22 protein-coding genes are annotated in these 22,147 nt (G+C 65.1%); 13 read left to right on the top strand and 9 right to left on the bottom strand.

Annotation, left to right across the window (positions count from 1 at the left end):
* Window positions 1–2: 2 nt before the first annotated feature.
* The 7 genes from fdh3B (at window position 3) to BKM74_RS06300 (ending at window position 4,771) form a co-directional block, all read left to right on the top strand.
* Window positions 3–602, top strand: coding sequence for a formate dehydrogenase FDH3 subunit beta (gene fdh3B / locus BKM74_RS06325; protein WP_086464852.1), 600 nt, complete (start codon window positions 3–5; stop codon window positions 600–602).
* A 202-nt stretch (window positions 603–804) separates the two neighbouring features.
* Entirely contained in the window at window positions 805–984 is a 180-nt protein-coding gene (locus tag BKM74_RS06320; RefSeq protein ID WP_140056029.1) for a hypothetical protein, read from the top strand.
* Window positions 985–1,003: 19 nt separating this feature from the next.
* Window positions 1,004–2,107 (top strand): formate dehydrogenase subunit gamma, encoded by a 1,104-nt coding sequence (locus BKM74_RS06315; protein ID WP_086464850.1) that lies wholly within the window; start codon window positions 1,004–1,006, stop codon window positions 2,105–2,107.
* Between the two features lie 50 nt (window positions 2,108–2,157).
* A complete protein-coding gene (locus BKM74_RS06310) occupies window positions 2,158–2,568 on the top strand; it encodes a PepSY domain-containing protein (RefSeq protein ID WP_140056028.1) in 411 nt (136 codons plus the stop codon).
* Between the two features lie 49 nt (window positions 2,569–2,617).
* Window positions 2,618–3,907, top strand: coding sequence for a c-type cytochrome (locus tag BKM74_RS06305; protein WP_176342419.1), 1,290 nt, complete (start codon window positions 2,618–2,620; stop codon window positions 3,905–3,907).
* Window positions 3,908–3,975: 68 nt separating this feature from the next.
* Entirely contained in the window at window positions 3,976–4,104 is a 129-nt protein-coding gene (locus tag BKM74_RS19075; protein ID WP_281251448.1) for a hypothetical protein, read from the top strand.
* Window positions 4,105–4,108: 4 nt separating this feature from the next.
* On the top strand, window positions 4,109–4,771 hold the full coding sequence (locus BKM74_RS06300) for a haloacid dehalogenase type II (RefSeq protein ID WP_086464847.1): 663 nt from the start codon (window positions 4,109–4,111) through the stop codon (window positions 4,769–4,771).
* Here the strand turns inward: BKM74_RS06300 and BKM74_RS06295 are convergent.
* On the bottom strand, window positions 4,768–6,015 hold the full coding sequence (locus BKM74_RS06295; protein ID WP_086464846.1) for an SLC13 family permease: 1,248 nt from the start codon (window positions 6,013–6,015) through the stop codon (window positions 4,768–4,770). The genes BKM74_RS06300 and BKM74_RS06295 overlap by 4 nt on opposite strands.
* A 58-nt stretch (window positions 6,016–6,073) precedes the next feature.
* Complete coding sequence (locus tag BKM74_RS06290; protein ID WP_176342418.1) at window positions 6,074–7,396, bottom strand: MFS transporter; 1,323 nt, start codon at window positions 7,394–7,396, stop codon at window positions 6,074–6,076.
* 127 nt (window positions 7,397–7,523) lie between these two features.
* Between BKM74_RS06290 and BKM74_RS06285 the strand changes: the two genes are divergently transcribed.
* Entirely contained in the window at window positions 7,524–8,810 is a 1,287-nt protein-coding gene (locus BKM74_RS06285) for an NAD(P)/FAD-dependent oxidoreductase (RefSeq protein WP_086464844.1), read from the top strand.
* 4 nt (window positions 8,811–8,814) lie between these two features.
* Here the strand turns inward: BKM74_RS06285 and BKM74_RS06280 are convergent, their stop codons facing one another.
* The 3 genes from BKM74_RS06280 to BKM74_RS06270 form a co-directional block, all read right to left on the bottom strand.
* The gene (locus BKM74_RS06280; RefSeq protein WP_245825834.1) at window positions 8,815–9,060 is read right to left on the bottom strand and encodes a hypothetical protein; all 246 of its coding nucleotides are present in this window, start codon (window positions 9,058–9,060) and stop codon (window positions 8,815–8,817) included.
* 78 nt (window positions 9,061–9,138) lie between these two features.
* The gene (locus BKM74_RS06275) at window positions 9,139–9,942 is read right to left on the bottom strand and encodes a response regulator (protein ID WP_086464843.1); all 804 of its coding nucleotides are present in this window, start codon (window positions 9,940–9,942) and stop codon (window positions 9,139–9,141) included.
* A gap of 106 nt (window positions 9,943–10,048) precedes the next feature.
* Window positions 10,049–11,188: an NAD(P)/FAD-dependent oxidoreductase gene (locus BKM74_RS06270; protein WP_086464842.1), complete on the bottom strand. Its 1,140-nt coding sequence runs from the start codon at window positions 11,186–11,188 to the stop codon at window positions 10,049–10,051.
* Window positions 11,189–11,458: 270 nt separating this feature from the next.
* On the opposite strand from BKM74_RS06270, the gene BKM74_RS06265 reads away from it, so the two are divergent.
* From BKM74_RS06265 to pseC, 4 genes are all read left to right on the top strand, one after another.
* Window positions 11,459–12,229 carry a DUF1217 domain-containing protein gene (locus BKM74_RS06265; protein ID WP_176342417.1) on the top strand — a complete coding sequence of 257 codons (771 nt, stop codon included), beginning with the start codon at window positions 11,459–11,461 and terminating at the stop codon, window positions 12,227–12,229.
* A gap of 7 nt (window positions 12,230–12,236) precedes the next feature.
* Window positions 12,237–12,623 (top strand): hypothetical protein, encoded by a 387-nt coding sequence (locus BKM74_RS06260; protein ID WP_086464840.1) that lies wholly within the window; start codon window positions 12,237–12,239, stop codon window positions 12,621–12,623.
* Between the two features lie 89 nt (window positions 12,624–12,712).
* Window positions 12,713–13,786, top strand: coding sequence for a UDP-N-acetylglucosamine 4,6-dehydratase (inverting) (gene pseB / locus BKM74_RS06255; RefSeq protein ID WP_086464839.1), 1,074 nt, complete (start codon window positions 12,713–12,715; stop codon window positions 13,784–13,786).
* Window positions 13,783–15,021, top strand: coding sequence for a UDP-4-amino-4,6-dideoxy-N-acetyl-beta-L-altrosamine transaminase (gene pseC / locus BKM74_RS06250; RefSeq protein WP_086464838.1), 1,239 nt, complete (start codon window positions 13,783–13,785; stop codon window positions 15,019–15,021). Before pseB ends, pseC begins: the two co-directional genes overlap by 4 nt.
* Here pseC and BKM74_RS06245 read toward each other — a convergent pair.
* Window positions 15,018–18,338, bottom strand: a complete 3,321-nt coding sequence (locus BKM74_RS06245) for a tetratricopeptide repeat protein (protein ID WP_086464837.1) — start codon at window positions 18,336–18,338, stop codon at window positions 15,018–15,020. The genes pseC and BKM74_RS06245 overlap by 4 nt on opposite strands.
* A 168-nt stretch (window positions 18,339–18,506) precedes the next feature.
* Window positions 18,507–19,262 carry a TylF/MycF/NovP-related O-methyltransferase gene (locus BKM74_RS06240; protein ID WP_086464836.1) on the bottom strand — a complete coding sequence of 252 codons (756 nt, stop codon included), beginning with the start codon at window positions 19,260–19,262 and terminating at the stop codon, window positions 18,507–18,509.
* A 170-nt stretch (window positions 19,263–19,432) separates the two neighbouring features.
* Here BKM74_RS06240 and pseI point away from each other — a divergent pair, with 170 nt between their 5' ends.
* Entirely contained in the window at window positions 19,433–20,500 is a 1,068-nt protein-coding gene (gene pseI, locus BKM74_RS06235; RefSeq protein WP_176342416.1) for a pseudaminic acid synthase, read from the top strand.
* A gap of 10 nt (window positions 20,501–20,510) precedes the next feature.
* Here the strand turns inward: pseI and BKM74_RS06230 are convergent, their stop codons facing one another.
* The gene (locus BKM74_RS06230) at window positions 20,511–21,182 is read right to left on the bottom strand and encodes an HAD family hydrolase (RefSeq protein WP_086464834.1); all 672 of its coding nucleotides are present in this window, start codon (window positions 21,180–21,182) and stop codon (window positions 20,511–20,513) included.
* On the bottom strand, window positions 21,179–22,144 hold the full coding sequence (locus BKM74_RS06225) for an ATP-grasp domain-containing protein (protein WP_086465063.1): 966 nt from the start codon (window positions 22,142–22,144) through the stop codon (window positions 21,179–21,181). Before BKM74_RS06225 ends, BKM74_RS06230 begins: the two co-directional genes overlap by 4 nt.
* Window positions 22,145–22,147: the final 3 nt, after the last annotated feature.

The raw sequence follows: 22,147 nt of genomic DNA, 5'->3' as shown, positions 1-22,147 counted from the left end.
ATATGGCCCGCATGAAATTTCTCTGCGACGCCGAGCGCTGCATCGAATGCAATGCCTGCGTCACCGCCTGCAAGAACGAGCACGAGGTGCCCTGGGGCATCAATCGCCGGCGAGTCGTCACCATCAATGACGGCAAGCCCGGCGAGAAGTCGATCTCGGTCGCCTGCATGCATTGCTCGGACGCGCCCTGCCAGGCGGTCTGCCCGGTCGATTGCTTCGTGACCACGGCCGAGGGCATCGTCCTGCACAACAAGGACACCTGCATCGGCTGCGGCTACTGCTTCTATGCCTGCCCGTTCGGCGCGCCGCAGTATCCGCAGGCCGGCAATTTCGGCACCCGCGGCAAGATGGACAAGTGCACCTTCTGCGCCGGTGGCCCGGAAGAAGCCGCGAGTTCCGAGGCGGAGTTCCACAAATACGGCCGCAACCGTATCGCCGAAGGCAAGCTGCCGCTGTGCGCCGAGATGTGCTCGACCAAGGCGCTGCTGGCCGGTGACGGCGATGTGGTGTCCGACATCTACCGCGAGCGTGTGGTTGCCCGCGGCTTCGGTTCGGGCGCCTGGGGCTGGGGCACCGCCTACGAGGCGAAGGCCGGCGGCTGATCTGTCATAGGAGTGAACGGGTCCGCGCGCAGGCCGGTGTGAACAGGCCAATGTGCACAGGCGAGCGTGTACAGGCGGGCGGACCCGCCATTCCAGCCGGACGTAAAGAAGCAAGAACGAGAATGGGGATAGATCCATGCTAAAGGCGCTGACGGGGAACGAAGGTGCCCGGCGCGGGAAGGCCCGCAAGGCTTCCGGCGTCATGGCTGTTGGCCTGTTGCTTGCGGCGGGTTTTCTGCTTCAGGGCTGCCGCGAGGAAGAACAGGGCCGCATTCTGCTGTTCGACAAGGGGACCTATATCGGCAAGGTCGTCGATGGCAAGAAGCTGGATCCCGCGACCGTCGAGCAGCTGAACAAGCGCGCCGAAAAGCAGTGGATGTAAGGTCAGGGGAGGCGAAGATATGAACGTCAGGAATTTTGTCCCGCGCATTGTCGCCGTCCTGTCGCTGGCCGTGCTGCTACTGGGCGGCATGCCCGCAGCCGAGCGGCTGGCGGGTATCTCCGCTGGCGCCCATGCGCAGCAGGCCGCTCCTGCCGAAGCCGGCAAGTCCGATGTCTGGCGCTCCATCCGCCAGGGCGAGCAGGGCTATGTCTCGATCCCCGACAAGAAGGCCGGCGTGCTGGTCCAGTCCGAGGGCGAGAACTGGCGCGCCTTCCGCAACGGCCCGCTTTCCACCTGGGGCGTGTGGGGCATGGTCGGTATTCTTGGCCTGCTGGCGCTGTTCTTCATTATCCGCGGGCGCATCCGCATCGAGCATGGCCGAAGCGGCCGGCTGATCGAGCGCTTCAACGGGCTGGAGCGGTTTTCGCACTGGCTCACGGCGGTCAGCTTCATCGTGCTGGGGCTCACTGGCCTCAACATCCTGTATGGCCGCTATGTGCTGCTGCCGGTGATTGGGCCAGACGCGTTTTCCGTCATCAGCCTCGCCGGCAAGTACATGCATAATTACATCGCCTTCGCCTTCATGCTGGGGCTGGTGCTGATCCTCGTGCTGTGGATCAAGGACAATATCCCCAGCCGGCTGGACCTTACCTGGTTCGCCCAGGGCGGCGGCATCTTCTCCAAGCACAAGCATCCGCCGGCAAAGAAGTTCAATGCCGGCCAGAAGATCATCTTCTGGGCCGTGGTGCTGGGCGGTTTCTCGGTCAGCCTGTCCGGGATCGCGCTGATGTTCCCGTTCGAGTTCGCCTTCTTCGGCAAGACTTTCGCCGCGCTGAATATCTTCGGCTTCGGTCTGCCGGAGAATCTGACGATGATGCAGGAGATGCAGCTGTCGCAGCTGTGGCACGCCATCGTCGCGCTGGTGCTGCTGATCCTGATCATCGCGCACATCTATATCGGCACCATCGGCATGGAAGGTGCGTTCGATGCCATGGGCAGCGGTATGGTGGACGAGAATTGGGCGAAAGAGCATCATTCGCTCTGGGTCGAGGAAGTTAAGGAGGAGGAGCGCAAGGCCCGTCTCGGCGGGCGTGGCGCTCCGGCTCCGGGCGACGACGACTGATCGCCGCCCCGTTTCCGCCCCAGCCTTCCGGAACCGATGGAGTAACCGACGTGCCGTGTTCCAAGCGCCGAAATCCTCTTGCCGCCGCGACGGGCCTTGCCTTGCTGTGCCTGGTGGCGGCGGTTTCGGCTTCCCCGGCTTCGGCGCAGCTCAGCACCGATGAGGCCGGCAAGAAACTGGCCGAGACCTATAATGTCCGCGTGCTGGACGTTCGCCTGGCCCGGCATGACGGGCGCCCTGTCTATGCCGCGAAGGTGATGCGCACCGGAGAGGGTGCCGGCAACGGCGCCTTCATGGTGACGACCCTGCTGGTGGATCCGATGACCGGTGAGCTGGTCTCGACCTTCGAGCATGGCACGACCGGCTATTCGACCTCCGTGACCGATTCGCACGAGCCCCGACTCGATTCCTCGGGCAGAGAAATGCGGCGCATGACCAATCGGCCCACCCCGCGCAATTGAGCGGGGGCCGCACCGCATGAACGCGCAGGCCCGCGTGAGGATCCGGCGGTTGACGCTGGTCATTGCGTGCCTGCTTCCTGTTTTGCTGACCGCCCCGCAGGCCAGCGCCCATCTGTCCGGCCATGGCGGGCCGGTGCGCGGCGTCGCCGTTTCGCCCGATGGCAGCCGGGCGGTTACCACCAGCTTCGATTATTCGGTCATTCTCTGGTCGCTGGACTCGTCCGAGGCGACGGCGATCCTGCACGGGCATGAGGCGGCGGTGAACGCGGTCGCCATGTTGCCCGACGGCACGGGCGCGGTGACGGCGGGCGACGATGGCAAGCTGGTCTTCTGGCGTTTTGGCGAGACGGAACCGGTTCGCGTGGTCGCGGCCCATGACGGGCGTATCGTGGCGCTGAACCTCAGCCCGGACGGAAAGGCCATCGCCAGTGCCGGCTGGGATGGCGATGCTGCGCTGTGGGATGCCGGCAGCGGTGCGCTGATCCGGCGGTTCGATGGCCATCAGAGCAATGTGAACGACGCGGTCTTCTCCCCCGACGGAACGATGCTTGCCACGGCGGCCTATGACGGCGTCATCCGGCTGTGGAATATCGCGGATGGCCGCCTGCTGCGCGACCTGACCGGGCATGAATTCAGCGTGAACGCGCTCGCCTTTCTGCCGGATGGCGGCGCGCTGCTCAGCGCCGGTACGGACGAGACGATCCGGCGCTGGAACCCGGCAACCGGGCAGGAAATGAGCCGCCGCCTGGCGCATAAGGGGCCGGTGCTCGACATCGCGGTGTCGCCGGATGGCAAAAGCTTCGCCAGCGGCGGCATCGACGGCATGGTACGGCTCTGGAAGGTTGGCGAGGAAAGGCCGGTCCATGCGCTGGCCGGGCGTGGCGGGCCGGTCTGGGCGGTTGCCTATACGCCGGATAGTGGCCGCGTGCTGGCGGCCGGCAATGATTCGGTGGTCCGGCTGTGGGACGCGGCGACCGGGGAGGCGCTCGGCGATCCGGTGGCAGCGACAGCGGGCGCCAGCACCGCGCCGCAGGATAAGGGGGCGGCGATCTTCCGCCGCTGCGGGCCATGCCATACGGTCACGGCCGATGGCGGCAACCGGGCCGGGCCAACGCTGCATGGCATCTTCGGCCGCAAGGCCGGCACGCTGGAAGGCTATCCCTATTCGCCGGCGCTGCGCGACAGCGACATTGTCTGGACGGCCGAAACCATTGGTGATCTGTTCACACAAGGGCCGGATGTTGTGACTCCGGGCAGCAAAATGCCGCTGCAGAAGCTGGTCCGGCAGGAAGACCGGGAAGCGCTCATCGAGTATTTGCGGCGGGTAACCGGTCCGTAAGACACAATCGGCCGAACGGTGCTAAGATTGCCCGGACAAGGCCGGATTTATAAAAAGAGGGGAGTCTGATGAAAGCGTTTCTGGCGAGTGTCATCGCAGTGCTGGTTATCTCCATCGGCGTCGGCGTGCTGCTGGTGAGCGTGAATCCGGGCGTCGGGCAGGTCTATCAATCGACGCACGGTTCGGTAAGGCTGTAATCCGGTGGCCAAGGCCATCGCCTTCGATGCTTACGGTACGCTGTTCGATGTGCATTCGGTGCGCGCGCTCAGCGAGGAACTGTTTCCCGGAAAGGGGCCGGCGCTGTCGCAGATCTGGCGGCAGAAGCAGCTGGAATATACCTGGCTGCGCAGCCTGATGGGCCGCTATGAGGATTTCTGGGCGGTGACCCGCGATGCGCTGGTCTATGCGCTGAAAAGCCAGGGCATAGCGCCGACCACAGTGGTGCTCGACCGGCTGATGGACGAATATCTCCGCTTGCAGCCGCACACGGAGGCGGGCGAGGCGCTGCATCGGCTGAAGTCGATGGGCATCCGGCTTTCCATCGCGTCGAACGGCAGCCCTGCCATGCTGGACGCGGTGGTCCGCAATGCCGGTTTCGAGACGCTGCTGGAGGCGGTCATCAGCGTCGATCCGGTGCGCCTGTTCAAGCCACATGACGCGGCCTACAAGATCGTCACCGAAACGCTGGACCTGCCGGCGAAGGACATCCTGTTCGTCTCCTCCAACGGTTTCGATGTGGCGGGCGCCAGTTATTACGGCTTCGAGAGTGTCTGGATCCAGCGCAGCACCGGCCAGATGGAGGAGCTGGGCATACAGCCGCGACATGCCATCCGCTTCCTCACCGATATCCCGGGGCTGCTCTAGACCAGCGGCATCAGCCCGCTGAGCCACAGCCAGAGGCCGGCGCCGGCCAGCGACAGCAGGGTCATGGGCACGCCGCAACGGGCATGCTCGATGAAGCCCAGCCGCACCCCGGCGCTCTTTGCGCGTTCCACCGTGATGATGTTGGCCAGGCTGCCGACAATCAGCAGATTGCCGGCCAGCGTGGACAGGATTGCCAGCCCGTAGAGCGTTTCCGCCGCCAGATCCGGCCAGACCGCGAGCAGCAGGATGACCGCCGGTACATTCCCGATGCTGTTGCTGCCGAGGATCGCCACCGGCGCCAGCACTGACAGCTTGTCCGGTGTCAGGCCGCTTGCCGCCAGCAGATCAACGGCCCGGCCCGGCAGGCCGGTCGTGGCCAGCGCCTCGGTCACCACGAACAGGCCGGCGAACAGCACCAGCAGCGGCCAGTCCACCTTGCCGAACAGGGTACGGGTCTCGAGCCGCCGGCTGACCAGCAGCGCGCCGCCGATAATCAGCGCGCTGACCGCATGCGGCAGCGGCGTGGCGAACAGCGCCAGCAGGGCGCAGATCGCGGCAATGGCTTTCAGCAGATGCGTGCGGTCCAGCTTCTGCATCGGCAGCGCCGGGACCGGCGGGGTAACTCTCTCGAAGCGGCCGCGCCAGACGAGGCAGGTGACGAGGAACACGCAGCCCAGCCCGATCAGCGCCGGCACCGCGCAGGCGGCCAGGAAGTTCCAGAAATCGAGTGCGCCGGTCTGGCCGATCAGGATGTTCTGCGGGTTGCCGATCAGTGTGGCCGCCGATCCGGCATTGGCGCCGCCGGCCAGCCCGATCAGATAGGGGCGGGGGTCAAGCCCGCGCGCCAGCAGCCCGGCGCACAGCAGCGGCGTCATCGCGAACACCACCACATCGTTCGCCAGCACCGCCGACAGCAGGCCGGATGTGGCCACCACCGCGCCCAGCAGCCAGACCGGGGAGCGTTCCAGACCGGCGATGCGCAGCGAGCACCAGTCGTAGAAGCCGCTGGCGTCGAATTGCGCCGACAGGATCATCAGGCCGAACAGCACGAACAACGTCGGGAAGTCGATGGAGTCCAGGATGCCGGCAGGCGTTACCGCGCCTGTCACCGCCAGCACGATGGCGGCCAGCAGGGCAATGCCGGCGCGGTCGATGCTGAGGCCGGGGAAGCGCCCCAGCGCCATGCCGATATAGGTCGCGACGAAGACCGTCAGGATCAGGCCGAAATCGACAGTGCCGGTCATGCGGGGGTGCCTGAAAGGAAGGATATCTCCTTCTGGACCGTTTCAGGGCCGTTGGCAATCAGCGCTGTGTTTCGTCTGACGGGTCGGACTCGTCCGGCGACGAGGCCCCAGGCGCCGAGGCTGGCGCGGAGGCCATCGTCTCGCCTTCCGGCTGTTCCTCCTCAGCGCGCGGATCAAGCTGGAACACCGCCGGGGTGCTGCGCGGCACGGCGATGAAATCGCCCTGTTCCTCGGCCGGTTTCGGCGGCCGGCGGGTCATGCGATAGAGCGCGAAACCGCCCATCGCCGCATGCACGAGTGCGGTGAAGGCAAACAGCGCGCGGGCATCCGTCGCCTCCATCAGGATCGAGGCGAAAAGCGGCCCGATCACCGCGCCGGCCCCGTTCAGCAGCAGCAGGCCGGAGGAGGCCTCGACGAAATCGCCCGGTTCCATGTAATCGTTGGCGTGCGAGATGCACAGCGAATAGACCGGGATCATCAGCGCGCCGAACAGGGCGGAGCCGACCAGCAGAAATTGCGGCGGCATGCCGTAGAGACCGATCAGAATCAGCCCGGACAGGCTGGCCAGGAACACCGTGCCGGCCAGGATGGTGCGTCGGTCGTAGCGGTCCGACAGCCAGCCGACCGGCCATTGCGCCAGCGCGCCGCCGATCATCACGGCAGCCATGAAGATCGCCACGCCGGACAGCGGCACGCCGCCGGCCTGGGCGAAGACCGGCCCCATGCCCCAGAAGGCGCCGCTGACCACACCGAAGCCGAAACAGCCGACGACACCGAGGGGCGACAGGCGGTACAGCCGGCCGATCCTGATTTTCACCGTGCTGATGGGGGCGGGAACGGCGCTGCGGGTCAGGCCGACCGGCACCAGCGCCAGGCAGATCAGGATGGCCCCCAGGCAGAACAGCGGATAATCCTCGGGGTCGCCCAGCGTCAGCAGCAGCAGCCCGCCGGTGGTCGCCGTCAGATCGACGATGCGGTAGATCGAGATGACGGAACCGCGCAGTTCGTTCGGGCTGCGCTCGTTCAGCCAGCTTTCGATGATCATGTAGAGGCCGGCGAGGCTGATGCCGGAGATGACGCGCAGACCCGTCCAGACATAGGGATCGACGACAATCGCATGCAGCAGGAAGACCGACGCGGCGATGGCGGCGAACACCGAAAAGGCGCGGATATGGCCGACCCGGCGCACGATCAGCGGCCCGACCACGCAGCCGGCAATGAAGCCGGCGAAATAGCCGGACATCATCATGCCGATCATCGAGGGCTGGAAACCTTCCAGATTGCCGCGGACGGCCAGCAATGTGCCCTGGAGGCCGGAGCCGGTCAGCAAAATGCCGACTGACAGCAGAAGTGCGCTGAGCGTGGTGATTGTCTGTCGCAAGGGTCCGTTCGTCAGGCTGGGGGATATCTGACGGGCGAGGCCGCCGACTTTACCGATACAGTCTAGAACATTAACGCGGGATATGGCTAAGGTTCCGGAGAGATTTCCCTGCCGCGCGGTTCCTTTCATGTCCTCTGCCCCTACAGTCTCCCCCCCAGTTGCCCCACGGCACGTCACGATCATCGGCGCCGGTATCGTCGGCATGAGTGCCGCCCTCTACCTGCAGCGTGACGGCCACAAGGTCACGGTGATCGACCCGAAGCCGCCGGGCACCGGCACCTCGCTGGGCAATGCCGGGGTGATCGCCACCGGCGGGGTGACGCCGACCGCCATGCCGGGACTTTGGAAGAAGGTGCCGAAGATGCTGCTGGATCCGGCGGGGCCGTTCGCCATCCGCTGGCGCTACCTGCCGCACATCGCACCCTGGCTGATCCGCTTCCTGCAGGCCGGCGACGCGGCCCGCGTGCGGCAGATATCGCGGGAGCTTTTGCCCTTGGTCAGCCGGGCGCTGATCGCGCATGAGGAGCTGGTGAAGCTGGCCGGGGCGGAAGACATTATCCGCCGCGTTGGCTGGCTGAAGCTCTATGGCAGTGAGGGCAGCTTCAATGGCACCGCCTTCGATCGCGAGCTGATGACGGGCTGCGGCGTGAAGTTCGATGTGCTGGACAGCGACGAGGTGCGCCAGCTGGAACCGCATCTGCAAAAGCGTTTCGCCCGAGGCATCTTCCAGCCCGATGCCGGGTTCGTGTCGCTGCCGCACAAGCTGATTGCCGCCTATGCCGAGCATTTTCGGCGCAATGGCGGCACCATCCTGCAGGAAACTGTGCGCCGGCTGGAGATCGGGCCGGCCGGGCCGGAGAAAGTGGTGACCGACCTTGCCATCCATCCGGTGGACCGGCTGGTGATCGCGGCGGGCGCCTGGTCGAAGGCGCTGGCGGCAGAGGCCGGTGCGCCGGTGCCGCTGGATACCGAGCGCGGCTATCACCTGAACCTGAAGCTGCCGGATGGCACGCCGTCGGTCGGTCGGCCGACGCTGATCGCCGACCAGTCCTATGTGCTGGCGCCGATGCAGGAGGGGCTGCGCCTGACCAGCGGCGTAGAGCTGGCCGGTCTGGACGCGCCGCCGGATTTCCGCCGTATCCGCCGTATGCTGGATCTGGCGAAGGACGTACTGCCCGCCATCGGCCAGGCGGAGGTAACGCGCGAATGGCTGGGTTATCGCCCCTCGACGCCGGATTCGAAGCCGGTGGTGGGGCGCTCGCCGCGCTATGCCAACACGGTGCTGGCCTTCGGCCACGGCCATATGGGGCTGTCGCTGGGGCCGCTCACCGGCCGGGTGGTCGCCGATCTGGTCGCCGGGCGCGGTTCGGAGTTCGACCTAGCGCCTTACCGCCCGGACCGCAGCTTCCGGTGAAGCCTCACGGCACCTTGCCCTTGTCGAGCAGGATGGCGGTGTATTGCTGGTAGGTCATGCCCAGCTCGCGGGCGCGGCGCAGCCGCATCAGCACTACCTCGCGCGGGGCGGCGAAGGCCTTTTCCTTCGCCTTCTTCCAGCAGGTGACCTGCCAGCCGGTGGACAATGGCGGCCCGCCATTATGGCCGATGCCGAAGGTCGGAAAGCTGGGAATGTCGGGGCGGGGAATGCGGTGGATATAGCGGGGCACGGCAGAGACTTCTTGGCGCCAGCGGAGAGAACAGGCGGCTACTATAGGAAGTGCCGCCGGCCGGCTCCACTCAATTAATCAGAGGGCGTCACAGGTTGGCGCTGTTATGGCGGGGCGCAGGCTGATGCCGATCAGCCGTTCGACCGTCCGGCCGATTTCCTTAAGATTCAACGGCTTCTGGTACAGTTCCACAACGCTGTTGCGCAGCCGCATCCAGGACAGATCGCTGACGGGATTACCGGTGACGACGATGATGTGTGGCCGCTTCTCGAAGGCCTGCAGCTCCGCGATCAGGCTCTCGCCATCCAGCACCGGCATTTCGAGATCGGTGATGACCAGATCGGCGGGGTCGGCCAGCATCAGGTCAAGCGCTTCGCGGCCATTATGGACGACGCTGACGCGGTAACCGTGCCAGGCGACAAAGCGGGTGAGGATTTCCGCCGTTGCCGGTTCGTCTTCCACGATCAGGACATGGGGAACGCGGCTGGTCTCGCCGCAGGCTGGCTGCGCAAGGTGCCGGCGCAGAAGTGCCGCGAGCCCGGCCGCGTCGTAATTCTCCAGCACGAAACTGTCGCTGGTGCCGTGATATTCGGCGATGCGGCGGTCGCGATCGTCCAGCATCGGCACGACCGCCAGGATCGGCAGGGTTGGCGCCAGGCAGCGCAGCACCGGAACGCTGCCGAGGTCGATCGCCGTACCCTCTCGGCTGTCAAGGATCACCAGATCGATTCCGCCCTTCTGCAGGCGCGCGGCGGCCTTACCGATGGATTCGGCGATGCTGATGCGAAACCCGGCATCGCCCGATTCCAGCATCCCGCGGATGGTCGTCCGCCGGCTGGCGATATCACCCACCAGAAGGATGTTCACGGTGCTTTCGGTCATGGCAACCCGGCGATTCTCGAAAAAGGATAGCTCAGTGCGCTCTCAATCCACGGAGGCTAACCGCTAATCCTTTACGATTCCTTAGCTGCCGGAAAAATCTGACAAATTATGCACCGCGCAGCGCCGGCCGGTCCGGTGCGAGATCGGCCGCCGATACCCCGAAACCGGCAATGTCGTCCGGCAGGGGGCTACCGGTGGCAAGGCTGGCCGCCAGCCGGCCCATGGCGGGGGCGGTCTGGATACCATAGCCGCCCTGGCCGGCCAGCCAGAAGAAGCCTTTCGTGTCCGGCGCGAAGCCGGCGACCATGGTGCGGTCGGCAACAAAGCTGCGCAGGCCCGCCCAGCGCGAGGCGAGGCGGCGGATCTGGAAGATGGTCGCCTGTTCGATACGGTCCACGGCGATGGCGATATCCATCTCGTCCGGCTGCGCATCGCAGGGCGGCGAGTCGATCTCGTCCGCCGGGCTGCCCATCAGCCGGCCGGATTCGGGACGGAAATACCAGCTTTCCTCGGCATCGACCACGGCGGGCAGGGCATGCACATCCATGCCGTCCGGCGCATCGAAGGTGAAGGCGGTGCGGCGCTTCGGCTGCAGCCCGACCCTGGCGACACCGGCCAGCGCGGCGACCTCGTCCGCCCAGGCACCGGCCGCGTTCACCACCACGGCGGCGGAGAAGCTGCCAGCGGCGGTCTCGACGCGCCAGCCTTCGCCCTCGCGGGTCAGGCCGGTGATCTCCGCATCGGTGACGATCTGTCCACCGGCGGCGCGGATACCGCGCAGATAGCCCTGATGGATGGCATTCACATCCATGTCGCGCTCGCCTTCATTATAGAAGCCGGCGACGGCATAGCCCTCGCGCAGCACGGGGGCGCGGCGCAGCACGCCGGCGGCGTCCAGCCATTCCACATCGGGCAGCGTTGCCGTGGTTTCGGCATAGGCCTTTTCCAGAATCGGCATCTGCTCGGCGGTCGCCACGATCATCGCCCCGCGCGGGGTGAGCAGCGGCGCCTCGGTGAAGCCTTCCGGCGGGTTTTCGAAGAAGGCGCGGCTGGCGCGGGTCAGCGCGCGGATCGGGGCGTTGCCGTAACCTTCCGCGAACAGCGCCGCCGACCGGCCGGTCGTGTGATAGCCGGGCTGGCTTTCCTTCTCGGCCAGGATGACGCGGCCATGCTTGGCCAGCTCATAGCCGGCGGACGCGCCGGCGATGCCGCCGCCGATCACCAGGAAATCGCAGGTTTCAGTCATTTCAGGAAAACGCCTCGATACGCAGACAGGGGATGTGCGGGCCGGAAAAGAACGCCCGGCAAAAACTGCCGGCCGGCCCTTTGTTCGACGCGCCGACCATCGGCCAGCGCCGGTCGCAGGTCAATGGGAATCGCCGGAAAACCGGCCATTCGCCGTGGCGGGACCTGAGCGGGGAAGGCTGGCCCGCCTCTTGCTTCCCTGTCTGCCCGACAGGATTCCGCAAGAGAAGGAAAAGCCATGCAGATCGGGACCGGGGGCGCCGGAGGGGGAATGTCTTCCCTGCTTCTGTTCAGGACGCTGCAGAATTCCGGCGAGGCGCAGAAACAGACCTACGCCAAGCAGCCGCAGATGCAGCGGGAGATCGATTATTTCCTGGAGAATGCGAAGAAGATCGAATCGCCGGAGGATTTCTTCAAGGACCGCCGGCTGATGCAGGTGGCCCTGGGCGCCTTCGGTCTGGACCAGGAAATGAACTACACCGCCCGCATCAAGGCGGTGATGACGCAGGATCCGGAGGCCAAGGAATCGCTGGTCAACCGGATGGTCGAACCGCGTTACAAGCAGATCTCGGAAGCCTTCGACTTCTTCGGCTCCGGCGTGGAGAATCTGAAGGACGACAAGTTCCTGAAGGACATCGCCGACAAGTTCCTGACCAACCAGTTCGAGAAGAATCTGGGCGGCGGTAACGAGGCGCTGCGCGAGGCCGCCTATTTCCGCCGCAAGGTCGCGGAGGTCGCCGAGGATGGCGATATCTACAAGCTGATGGGCGACAAGGTGATGCGCTCGGTCATTACCGACACGCTGCGCATCCCGAAAGAGATCGTGAATCAGAGCCTGGAACGCCAGGCCAAGGTGATCGAATCCAAGGTCAAGGCGGAGGATTTCAAGGATCCGGCCTTCGTGGACAAGTTTCTCGCCCGCTTTCTGACGCAGAAGGATGCCGAGGCGCAGCTTGCCAATATGGGCGGCGGTTCCTTCGGCTCCTCGGGCCAGATTGCCCTGCAGCTGTTGCAGGGCGGCAATCTCAACATCCTTGTGTGAGGCCGTTATGACTGAGCTTTCCCCGATCCGCATCATCCCGACGGACCCGGACTATTATATCGGCCTCGGCCGGGAGCAGGAGGCCGGCGGCGAAATCGACGACGCCATCGACAGCTACCGCACGGCGATCTTTCACGCGCCGCGCTCGGTGCCGGCGCTGACCGCGCTGGGCGATCTGCTGGCCCGGCTTGACCAGGGTGAGGCCGCCGCGCGCTGCTACCGGCTGGCGCTGCTGGTCGATCCGGCCTGCCGCAGCGCTGCCCGGAACGTGGCCCTGTTGAAGACATCTGGCGAAATCAGCCTGTACCGCCTCGGTCTCGCACTGGAGTCGGTGTCCGAGATGAGCACCGCCGGTGTCTCGCGGGTCATGGATGACGCGGCGCTTGGCGACTGATATGATTCTTTACTGAGGGGCAGCCAAAAGGAAAATCGTGTCGAATCCGTAATCTAGCGTATTCAACGCGGTAATCGGCTGAGGGGGATATGGATATCGAAAAGCAGACCGCTACCGAGGGCGAGACCAGCGCGCCCAGCTTCTATCGCGACTTCCTGGACAAGGAAACCGACTTCAACGACAAGGTCATCCTGGTGACCGGCGGTACTGGCTCTTTTGGCCGGCATTTCGTAAAGCAGGTCATCTCGCGCTATACGCCCAAGCGCCTCATCGTGTTCTCGCGCGACGAGATGAAGCAGTACGAGATGGCGCAGGTATTCCCTACCGACCGCTATCCCTTCATGCGCTACTTCATCGGCGATGTGCGCAATGCCGAACGTCTGGAAATGGCAATGCGCGGCGTGGACTATGTGATCCACGCAGCGGCGATGAAGCATGTTTCGATTGCCGAATACAACCCGTTCGAATGTATCCACACCAACGTCATGGGGGCGGAGAATGTGGTGCGCGCCGCCATCGGCGCCGGGGTGAAGCGGGTGATCGCGCTGTCCACCGACAAGGCGGCCAACCCGATCAACCTGTATGGCGCCAGCAAGCTGGCCTCCGACAAGATCTTCATTGCCGCCAATAATCTGTCCGGCGGCAATGGCTGCCGCTTCTCGGTGGTGCGCTATGGCAATGTGGTGGGCTCGCGCGGCAGCGTGCTGACCTATTTCCAGAAGCTGATCGAGGAAGGGGCGGAAGAGCTGCCGATCACCGATCCGCGGATGACGCGGTTCTGGATCACCCTGACCCAGGGTGTCAATTTCGTGCTGTCCTGCCTGCCGATGATGCGCGGCGGCGAGATTTTCGTGCCGAAGATTCCCAGCATGCTGATGACCGAATTCGCCATCGCACTGGCGCCGCGGCTGAAGCACAAGGTTGTTGGCATTCGGCCGGGCGAGAAAATTCATGAGGTGATGATCTCCTCCGACGATGCGCGCACCACGGTGGATATCGGCGACCGTTACGTCATCCAGCCTTCATTCGCCTGGTGGTCACGTCCGACTGGCTACAAGAACGCCCAGAAGGTTCCGGAGGATTTCGTCTATTCCAGCGACCGGAACAACGAGTGGCTTGGCCGCGAAAATCTGGACTATTACCTGAAGGAACAGGTTTCGTGACCGGCAACCGGGCCGGCGCCGGGGGCTTCCTGCCCTATGGCCGCCAGCTCATCGAGGATGAGGATATCGCCGCCGTGGTCGCCGTATTGCGCGGCGATTATCTCACCACCGGGCCGGAAGTCGATCGCTTCGAGGCCGACCTCGCGGCGGTGGTGCAAGCGCGCCATGCGGTGGCCTGCGCCAATGGCACGGCGGCACTGCATATGGCCGCCCTTGCCCTGGGTCTTGGCCCCGGCGACTGGGTGGTGGTGCCGACGGTCACCTTCCTCGCCACCGCCAATGCCGCGCGCTATGTCGGGGCGGAGGTGGTGTTCGCCGATGTCGATCCGGAAACCGGCCTGATGACGCCGGAGGCGCTGGAGCAGGCGCTGGCGCGCGTGCCTGCCGACGGCAACGCGAAGGCACTGTTCAATGTGCATCTCGGCGGGCCGGTCGGCGATGTCGAGGGCATCCACGCGGTCGCCCGCCGGCATGGCCTTGCCATTGTCGATGATGCCAGCCACGCGCTGGGCACGCGCTACCGCGACCCTTCGGGGGCGTGGAATGCCGTCGGCTCGGGCGCGCATGCCGACATGACCACCTTCTCCTTCCATCCGGTGAAGACGGTGACGATGGGCGAGGGCGGGGCGGTCACCACCAACGATCCCGGCCTGGCCGCCCGGCTGCAGGCCTTCCGCAGCCACGGCATGACCCGCGCGCCGGAGGAATTCACGCAGGCCGATCTCGCCTTCGATGCCGATGGGCGGCCCAACCCCTGGTACTACGAGATGCCGGAGCCCGGCTTCAATTACCGCGCGACCGACATGCAGTGCGCGCTGGGGCGCAGCCAGCTCGCCAAGCTGGCGCGCTTCGCCGCCACAAGGCTGGCGCTGTCGCGGCGCTATGACGAGTTGCTGGCCGACTGGGCGCCGGTGGTGGCTGGCTTGCGCAAGCGCGACGGGCTGGAGCCGGCCTTGCATCTGCACCCGGTACTGATCGATTTCAAGCGTGTCGGGCTGGACCGCGCGGCGGTGATGAACCGGCTGCGCAGCAAGGGCATCGGCACGCAGGTGCATTACATCCCGGTGCATCTGCAGCCCTATTACCGCCAGCGCTATGGCGCGGCGTCCTTGCCGGGGGCGGATTCTTATTACGCGCGCTGCCTGTCGCTGCCGCTGTTCGCCGGCATGGTGGAGGCTGATGTGGACCGCACCGTCGAAGCGCTGGGCGACGTGCTGGGCATCGGCAACCGCTAGAAGCGTTCTTTCACGATTTCCGCCGCACGGTCGAGCATCGGCACCTCCGGCGTGCCATGCACCGGTGTCACGCTGGGCTGGAACGGGAAGTGGTCGGTGCCAAGGGCTAGCCAGCTCGCCCCCAGCAGCAGGGTCGGTACGCCCAGCGCGCCGGCTATCGCCTGCACGGCGGTCGGTGCGGTGATCACCAGATCCAGCGCTGTGATCAGCGCCGCCGTTTCGTCCAGATCGTTGCGCTGATCGACATCCGTGAAATTCTGGATCGTCACACCGAATTGCCTCGCGGCGGCGGCCAGTTCCTCCGCGCAATCATCATACTGCAAATTCACGAAGCGCAGGCCCGGCAGGGTCAGGATCGGGCCCCATTCGGAGAGCTCGGTATAGAATCGCCGCCGGTCAGGCGTGCGCAGGCCGCTGCGCCAGCAGATGCCGATCTTCGGTTCCGGCCCCAGCTTGCCCAGCCTTTTGCGCCAGCTGTCGATACGCTGGGCATCCGCCTTCAGATAGCCGCCGGTCGCCGGGAAATCCTCCAGCCTTTGCCGCAGGTAAAGCGGCAGGCTGCCGACCGGGCAGGCGTAATCATGCTTCTCGGTCAGCCAGTCATAGGTATAGACGATATTGCCGTCCTCACCGGTCGAGGTGCTGGCATGGACATGGATGCCGGGGAAGGATCGGCGGAACAGCGGCACCAGACGGGCTTCGACATCGAGGGTTACCTGCTTCGCCTTCGCCGCCACGTCAGGCAGGCAATTGGCGAAGAATATCTGGTCGCCCAGCCCCTGTTCGCCTGACACCAGGATGGTCTTGCCGGACAGGTCCTCGCCCTGCCAGCGCGGCAGGCCGTGACGGTAATCGATGGCCTGCGCCATGCCGCGCTCAAGGCGGGCCTCATAGCGCTGCCAGCCTTCCTGGATATGGCCGGTCGCCAGCAGATCGACGGCGTAGTTGAGCTGCAGCTTCGGATTCTCCGGCGCCAGTTCCAGGGCCTTGCGGTGGAGTTTCAGCCCTTTCTCCCCATTGCCGAGGATACATTGCAGCATGGCGTAATTGCTGAACGGTTCGGGAAGTGAGGGGTCGAGGCGCAGCGCCTCCTCATAGAACAGGATCGCATTGTCGATATCGCCGGGTTCGTGGCGTTGCGACAGGGTGGCGGCGATATTGTGCCAGAGCCGGGCTTCCTGCGGATAGCGGTTGATCGCCTCGCGGACGATGTCGATGGATTCCGCATGCCGGCCCATCTTGCGCAAGGTCGATCCGAGATTGTTGATGACCTCAACCGAGTCCGGGTCGATCTGCAGCAAGGTCTGGTACAGGGCGATGGCCGCTTCCGGCTGCCCGGTCGCCGCCGCGATATTGGCGGCGCCAAACAGGGCGTTCGGGTCAACCGGATTAATCGCCAGGATATCCTGATAGAGTCCAAGGGCGGTTACATAATCCCCGTCCTGGAAATGCTGGTGCGCCTGTTCGGCTTTCTGGGCGGCCTCGATCTGTGCGGCAAGGGCGGGATTCGCGCCGTCGCCCTTTTGCTGCTGCATCATCATCGAGAAGGAAGGCTTCTTCTTCTCGTCATGCCCCAGCACGGGCGGCGTATCGGTCTCGGGCGCCGTTTCCGGCAGCGCCACACTCCAGGTAAAGGCCCGCTTGCCCTGTTCCCGCAACTCCCGCGGGTCGGCCGCGATGGCGGCCAGGTCGCGGTGTACCTCGGCGAACAGGTTTCGCCAGGGCGAATCCGGGTGCCGGCTGAAACACCGCATGCTCGGAAACCAGGGGCGGTTGCGGGTGCCATGACGCGTCCAGTCCGCTTCCAGGCTGAAGCGCCAGACCGGCATCCCCAGCGCGCCGGCAATTTCGCCTACCGAGGTTGCCGCCGAGATCACCAGATCGAGATTGGCCATCAGCGCGGCGGCGCCGTCGATGTCGTTGCGCTGGTCAAGCCCGTCGATATGGACAAGGTCTATGCCGTGGGCCTTGTTGATCTCCGCCACTTCCTCGGCGCTCGCATCATATTGCAGGCAGATGAAGCGGATGCCGGGGATGGAAAACAGCGGCTTCAAATCCTCGATCTCGGCATAGGCCAGGTTACGGTCGCGGCTGCGCAACTGGCTGCGCCAGCAGAGGCCGACCTTGATACCGTCGCCCAGAGCGTCGATCCGCTTTTTCCAGTAGGCCATCCGGGCGGGGTCGGCCCGCAGATAGCCGGGGGTCTTCGGGAAATCGCCGATAGCGTTCCGGAACAGGCCCGGCAGGCTGCCCATCGGGATATGGGCATCCGCATCGGGAACCGAGCGGGCGAAGGAATCCGATGGCCTTACCAGCGCGTCCGGGACTGATCTGGCAAACAGCGGGACCAGGCGGGTGTCGCATTCGACGATGACCTTGCGGACCTGGCGGACCAGATCGGGAATGCAGGTTCCGAACATGATTTCGTCGCCGATGCCCTGTTCACGCCAGACCAGGATCGACTTGTCGCGCGCATCCTCGCCATTCCACCGGGGCTGTTCGAGATGCCGCTGCGGGCGCCTTTCGCCGAGGGCGAAGCCCAACTCGTACAATTTCCAGCCGGGCTTCAATTTACCGACCTGGAGTTCGAGTGTGCCGTAGTTGAATCGGGAATCGATCAAGTCCGGGGCGAGTGCCGAAGCACAGGCATAAGCCTGCATGGCGCGCTCGTATTTTCCCTGACGCCTCAGCGCATTGCCGAAATTGGAATAGAGCGAGGCCATCTTCGAATCGATGTGCAATGCGCGGCGGAAGCAATCCGTTGCCTCATCCAGGCGCAGCAGCTTGCTGAGGACGATGCCGAGATTGTTAAGGGCAACGGTATAGTTGGGCTGGATGCGGAGCGCGATGCGGTATTGCTCGACCGCTTCTTCCAGCTTGTCCTGATCGCTCAGAACCGTTCCGAGATTGTAGTGCGCTTCGGCATAGTTCCGCTTGAATCTGGCGGCCTGGCGAAAGCTGGCATCCGCCTCGTCCAGCTGCTTCTTCGCCTTGTGATAGGTGCCGGCGCTGTTGTACGCCTCGGCGTATTTGGGGTCGGATTCCAGCGCCAGTCCAACCAGCCTCAGCGCCTCGTCGATCTCGCCGCGGTCCATGGCGATCAGGCTCAGATGATGCAGCGCGGTCGAGTCAGTCGGCTGCCGTTCCAGAATCTCGCTATAGCCCGCTTCCGCCTCTGCCAGCCGTCCCGCCTTGTGATGGGCAACCGCCGCCTGCAACACCTGCAAACGCTGTGTCGGTGACAGGCCCTTGCCGGTGACGAGAGGTTTCGACGCGGCGATGTGTCTCTGCGAGGCGCGGCGTTGCTTGCGGTTCATATCAGGCTTGCGGAGAAAAGGGAGAGGGCAAAGCGGATCGAATCACGGGTGCGACCGCTGGCATGCTGACCGTCTTCCGACAGAGTAGTAACAGTGGGCAGTGGATGCCATATTTTATGTCCTTGCCACCGGCGAAGGTCCGGCTTTGGGGCCGGCTGCGTTCACGGGTCATTCGACCACCATGTAGGAGGTCAGCGGACTCGACGGATCGCGGCGAATGGCGTAGCGCGACAGTCCCAGGACCTCGCGCACGGCGATGGTCTCGCCGGGGAATTCGGGCATGTTCAGCTCGTCGAACGCCAGCACGCTGCCCTTGGTCAGATGCGGCAGGATCGCTTCCAGGCAGTCCCGCGTCGGCTTGTAGATATCGAAGTCGAAATAGGCCAGCGCCACGATGGTTTCCGGATGCGCCTGCAGGTAGGCGGGCAGAGTTTCTGTAGCATCGCCCTTGACCAGCGCATGCTTGGTCTTGTGGGGTATCGGCGCGTTCTTGGTATGAAAGTCCAGAATAGTTTCCAGCTCGTCCGTCCAGTTCTCGGCAACGCCATAGTCACCGGCCTGTACGCGCCCACCATCCTGTGGCGTCACTGACGGGAAGCCTTCGAAGGTATCGAAGCCGATCACCATGCGGTTGTAGTTGAACGGCTCGTGGATGCCGCGCAGCGCCGAGAACAGGGCCATGTTCTGACCCCAGCGCACGCCAAATTCCATGATGACGCCATGCACCGGTACGATCATCCTGTAGAGCGACTGCATGAAATTGATGCGCGACAGTGTCTGCCGGGTGAGGTAGAGGCCGATATTATCGAGCAGTTCCTGATCGGGAACCGGCGAGTTGCGCAACCGGCGGGCAAGGTCCAGCTTGCGGTCAGTTTCGGATTGCGTCGAGCCGACGAGGGTGCGGATGGGCTTGTCTTCGGCCATGCTTCGGTTCCTTCGCTGATCCTGCGGCACGTCACGACAACATGCGGTGGCGCGCCCCCGCTTTTCGTATATCATGGGGCCAACCCCTAATAGACCACAAGATGCGGCCGCTGTGCAGGGGGAACGCGCAGTTTCGGCGTCGCATCCGGCACAGGCGGAAAGGTGCGGCCATGCCTCCCATGATGACCATTGATGGCCGGCCGGTCGGGCCGGGTCATCCGCCCTATATCGTGGCGGAGATGTCGGGCAACCATAATGGCGAAATCGAGCGCGCGCTCGCCATCCTGGACGCGGCGAAGGCGGCCGGCGCCGACTCGGTGAAGCTGCAGACCTACCGCGCCGACACCATCACCATCGACCATGACGGTCCGGATTTCCGCGTCGGCAAGGGTCTTTGGGAGGGCCAGCGCCTGTACGACCTGTACCGGGACGCACATACGCCGTGGGAATGGCACGAACCGCTGTTCCGCCACGCGCGGGAGATCGGCATCACCATCTTCTCCGCCCCGTTCGATCCGACGGCGGTCGAGCTGCTCGAATCGCTGGATGCGCCCGTTTACAAGATCGCCTCGTCGGAGATCGTCGATATCCCGCTGATCCGGCTCGTGGCCCGGACCGGCAAGCCGCTGATCCTGTCCACCGGCATGGCAACCTTTGCAGAGATCGAAGAAGCGGTGGCCGCCGCGCGCGATGCCGGGGCGAAGGAGATCGCCATCCTGCACTGCATCAGCGCCTACCCGACGCCGATCGAACGGGCCAATTTGTCAAACATTCCCGACCTCGCCGAACGGCTGGGCACGGTGGTCGGCCTGTCCGACCATTCGATGGGCACGCTGGCCTCCACCGTTGCAATCGGGCTTGGCGCGGCGTTGATCGAGAAGCACTTCACGCTGGCCCGCGCCGATGGCGGCGTGGACAGCGCCTTCTCGCTGGAGCCGGCGGAGCTGGCAACGCTGGTGGCCGACACGCGCGCGGCGCAGGCCGCCCTGGGAACGCCCGTCTATGGGCCGACCGAGGCGGAACGGGACTCATTACGGTTCCGCCGCTCGCTCTATGTCGTGGCGGATTTGAAGAAGGGCGAGACGATCACCGAGGCCTCGGTGCGTTCCATCCGCCCGGCGCACGGGCTTCTGCCGAAATATCTCGATGCTGTGCTGGGCCGCAAGGCGTCGCGCGACCTGAAGCGCGGCGAGGCCTTCAAGGCCGATATGGTGGAAGGCGGCGTGCCCGGGGCCTAACCAGGGGGCTTTAGCCCCTTTCCATCTCCGCCAGCAGGGCCGGGAAGAAAGACAGGTCGGGGATAGTGTGGCGGGCCTCATAGCCCGGCTTCGCGGCGACATGCCGGTGCCGGCCTGTCAGTACGCGCACGGTCTGCGCCCCCAGCGGGTTCAGCCCGACGAAATCCTTGGATGGGTCATCGGCGATATAGGCGATCTGCCGCCAGTCCGCCTTTTCCCGCCGCCGGATCAGCTCGAAGCAATAGGGCGATGGCTTGGCGTGCCGCACGCCATAGCGATGGGTGATGAAGCATTTGCGGAACAGCGGCGCGATGCCCAGCGCTTCCAACTTGTTCGCCTGCACGATCTTGTGCCCGTCAGTGACGAGATAGAGCGGACGGGCGGAAAGCTTCGGCAGCAGCGAAGCCGCCGCCGGGAACAGCGACAGCGCCGGCTTGTGATGGCGGTAGGTTCTCACACAGGCCGCGACCAGCCCCTTGCCGTGCCGCCCATGCGCCGCCAGCCAGCGGTCGAACACCGCACCACGCCCCTCGCGCGCCAGCGTTTCCCGCATCTGCGCCAGCGACTCCTGTTCGTCCCAGCCGAAGCGGTCATGGCCGAAGCCGGCGACGGCGCGGAAGCCGCTCTCGACGAAACGGCTTTCGTCGTAAAGCGTGTCGTCCAGATCGAAGACGAGAATCATTCGGGCAGAATGAAATGTGTGTCGGCGGGCAGCCGCACCTGCCGCACCTCGCCGGAAATGCGGGCGAAAGGCAGGGCGGCGACGTCGTGGCCGGCCACCTCCGCCAGGCTCCAGTACAGCGAGTCCAGCCCGGCGGCGATGCCGGCGGTGGAGGCGCCGCCGAACCGGCTGTTGCATTCGATGATGTGCGGCTGGCCGGCCCTGTCGATCAATATCTGCATGACCACCGGCCCGCAAAGCTGCAACGCCTCCAGCGCCGTCCGGGCGGCTTCCTCGATAGCGGCGTCGCGGAATGTCGTCGTGACCTGCGATTCGCCGTCCACCACCCGATCACGCCGGCGCAGCACCAGCCCCTTCAAGCGGTAATCTTGGTCCAGCCAGGCATCGACGCTGATTTCCGTGCCTTCGATGAAGGGCTGGAAGATCGGCGCGGTCAGCCTTTTGGCATGCTCCCGTGCGGATGCTGCGTCGAGCTTCAGGCCGATGGCGCGGGAACCGGCGCCGAACCGTTCCTTCACCGCATAGGGAGGTGGGCCGGCATCCTCCAGCCCCTCATAGGCCGGGATGAAGGGCCGGCCGCGTTCCTGTCCGAAGCGTGCGAACGCCAGCTTGTCGAGACAGCGCGTCACGCTCTCCTCCGGCGAGACCAGCACGGCGATTCCTTCGCGGGCGAAGCGTGCCTTGTGCCGTGCCCAGAAAGCCAGCTCGCTATCGCGGGTCGGCAGCACGAAGCCGATGCCACGTTCTCTGCAGCCGGCGATGAGCGCGTCCAGCGCCGTATCGTCTGTGCGCGGCATGGCCCAGAAAGCGTCGGCGGCATACTGCGCCGGTGCATCCGGGTCGATGTCGCCGGCCAGCACCTGCATCTCGGGCGACAGCTTGCGCGCCGCCGCGATGGCCGCACGCAGCAGCGGTATCTTGCGCGCGGCGCTGGTCACCAGCAGATGGCGCTTGCCATTCATGCG

The sequence above is a fragment of the Oceanibaculum nanhaiense genome (assembly GCF_002148795.1).
In the GTDB taxonomy this organism is placed as follows: domain Bacteria; phylum Pseudomonadota; class Alphaproteobacteria; order Oceanibaculales; family Oceanibaculaceae; genus Oceanibaculum; species Oceanibaculum nanhaiense.
This window is presented reverse-complemented; position numbering and strand designations above follow the sequence as displayed.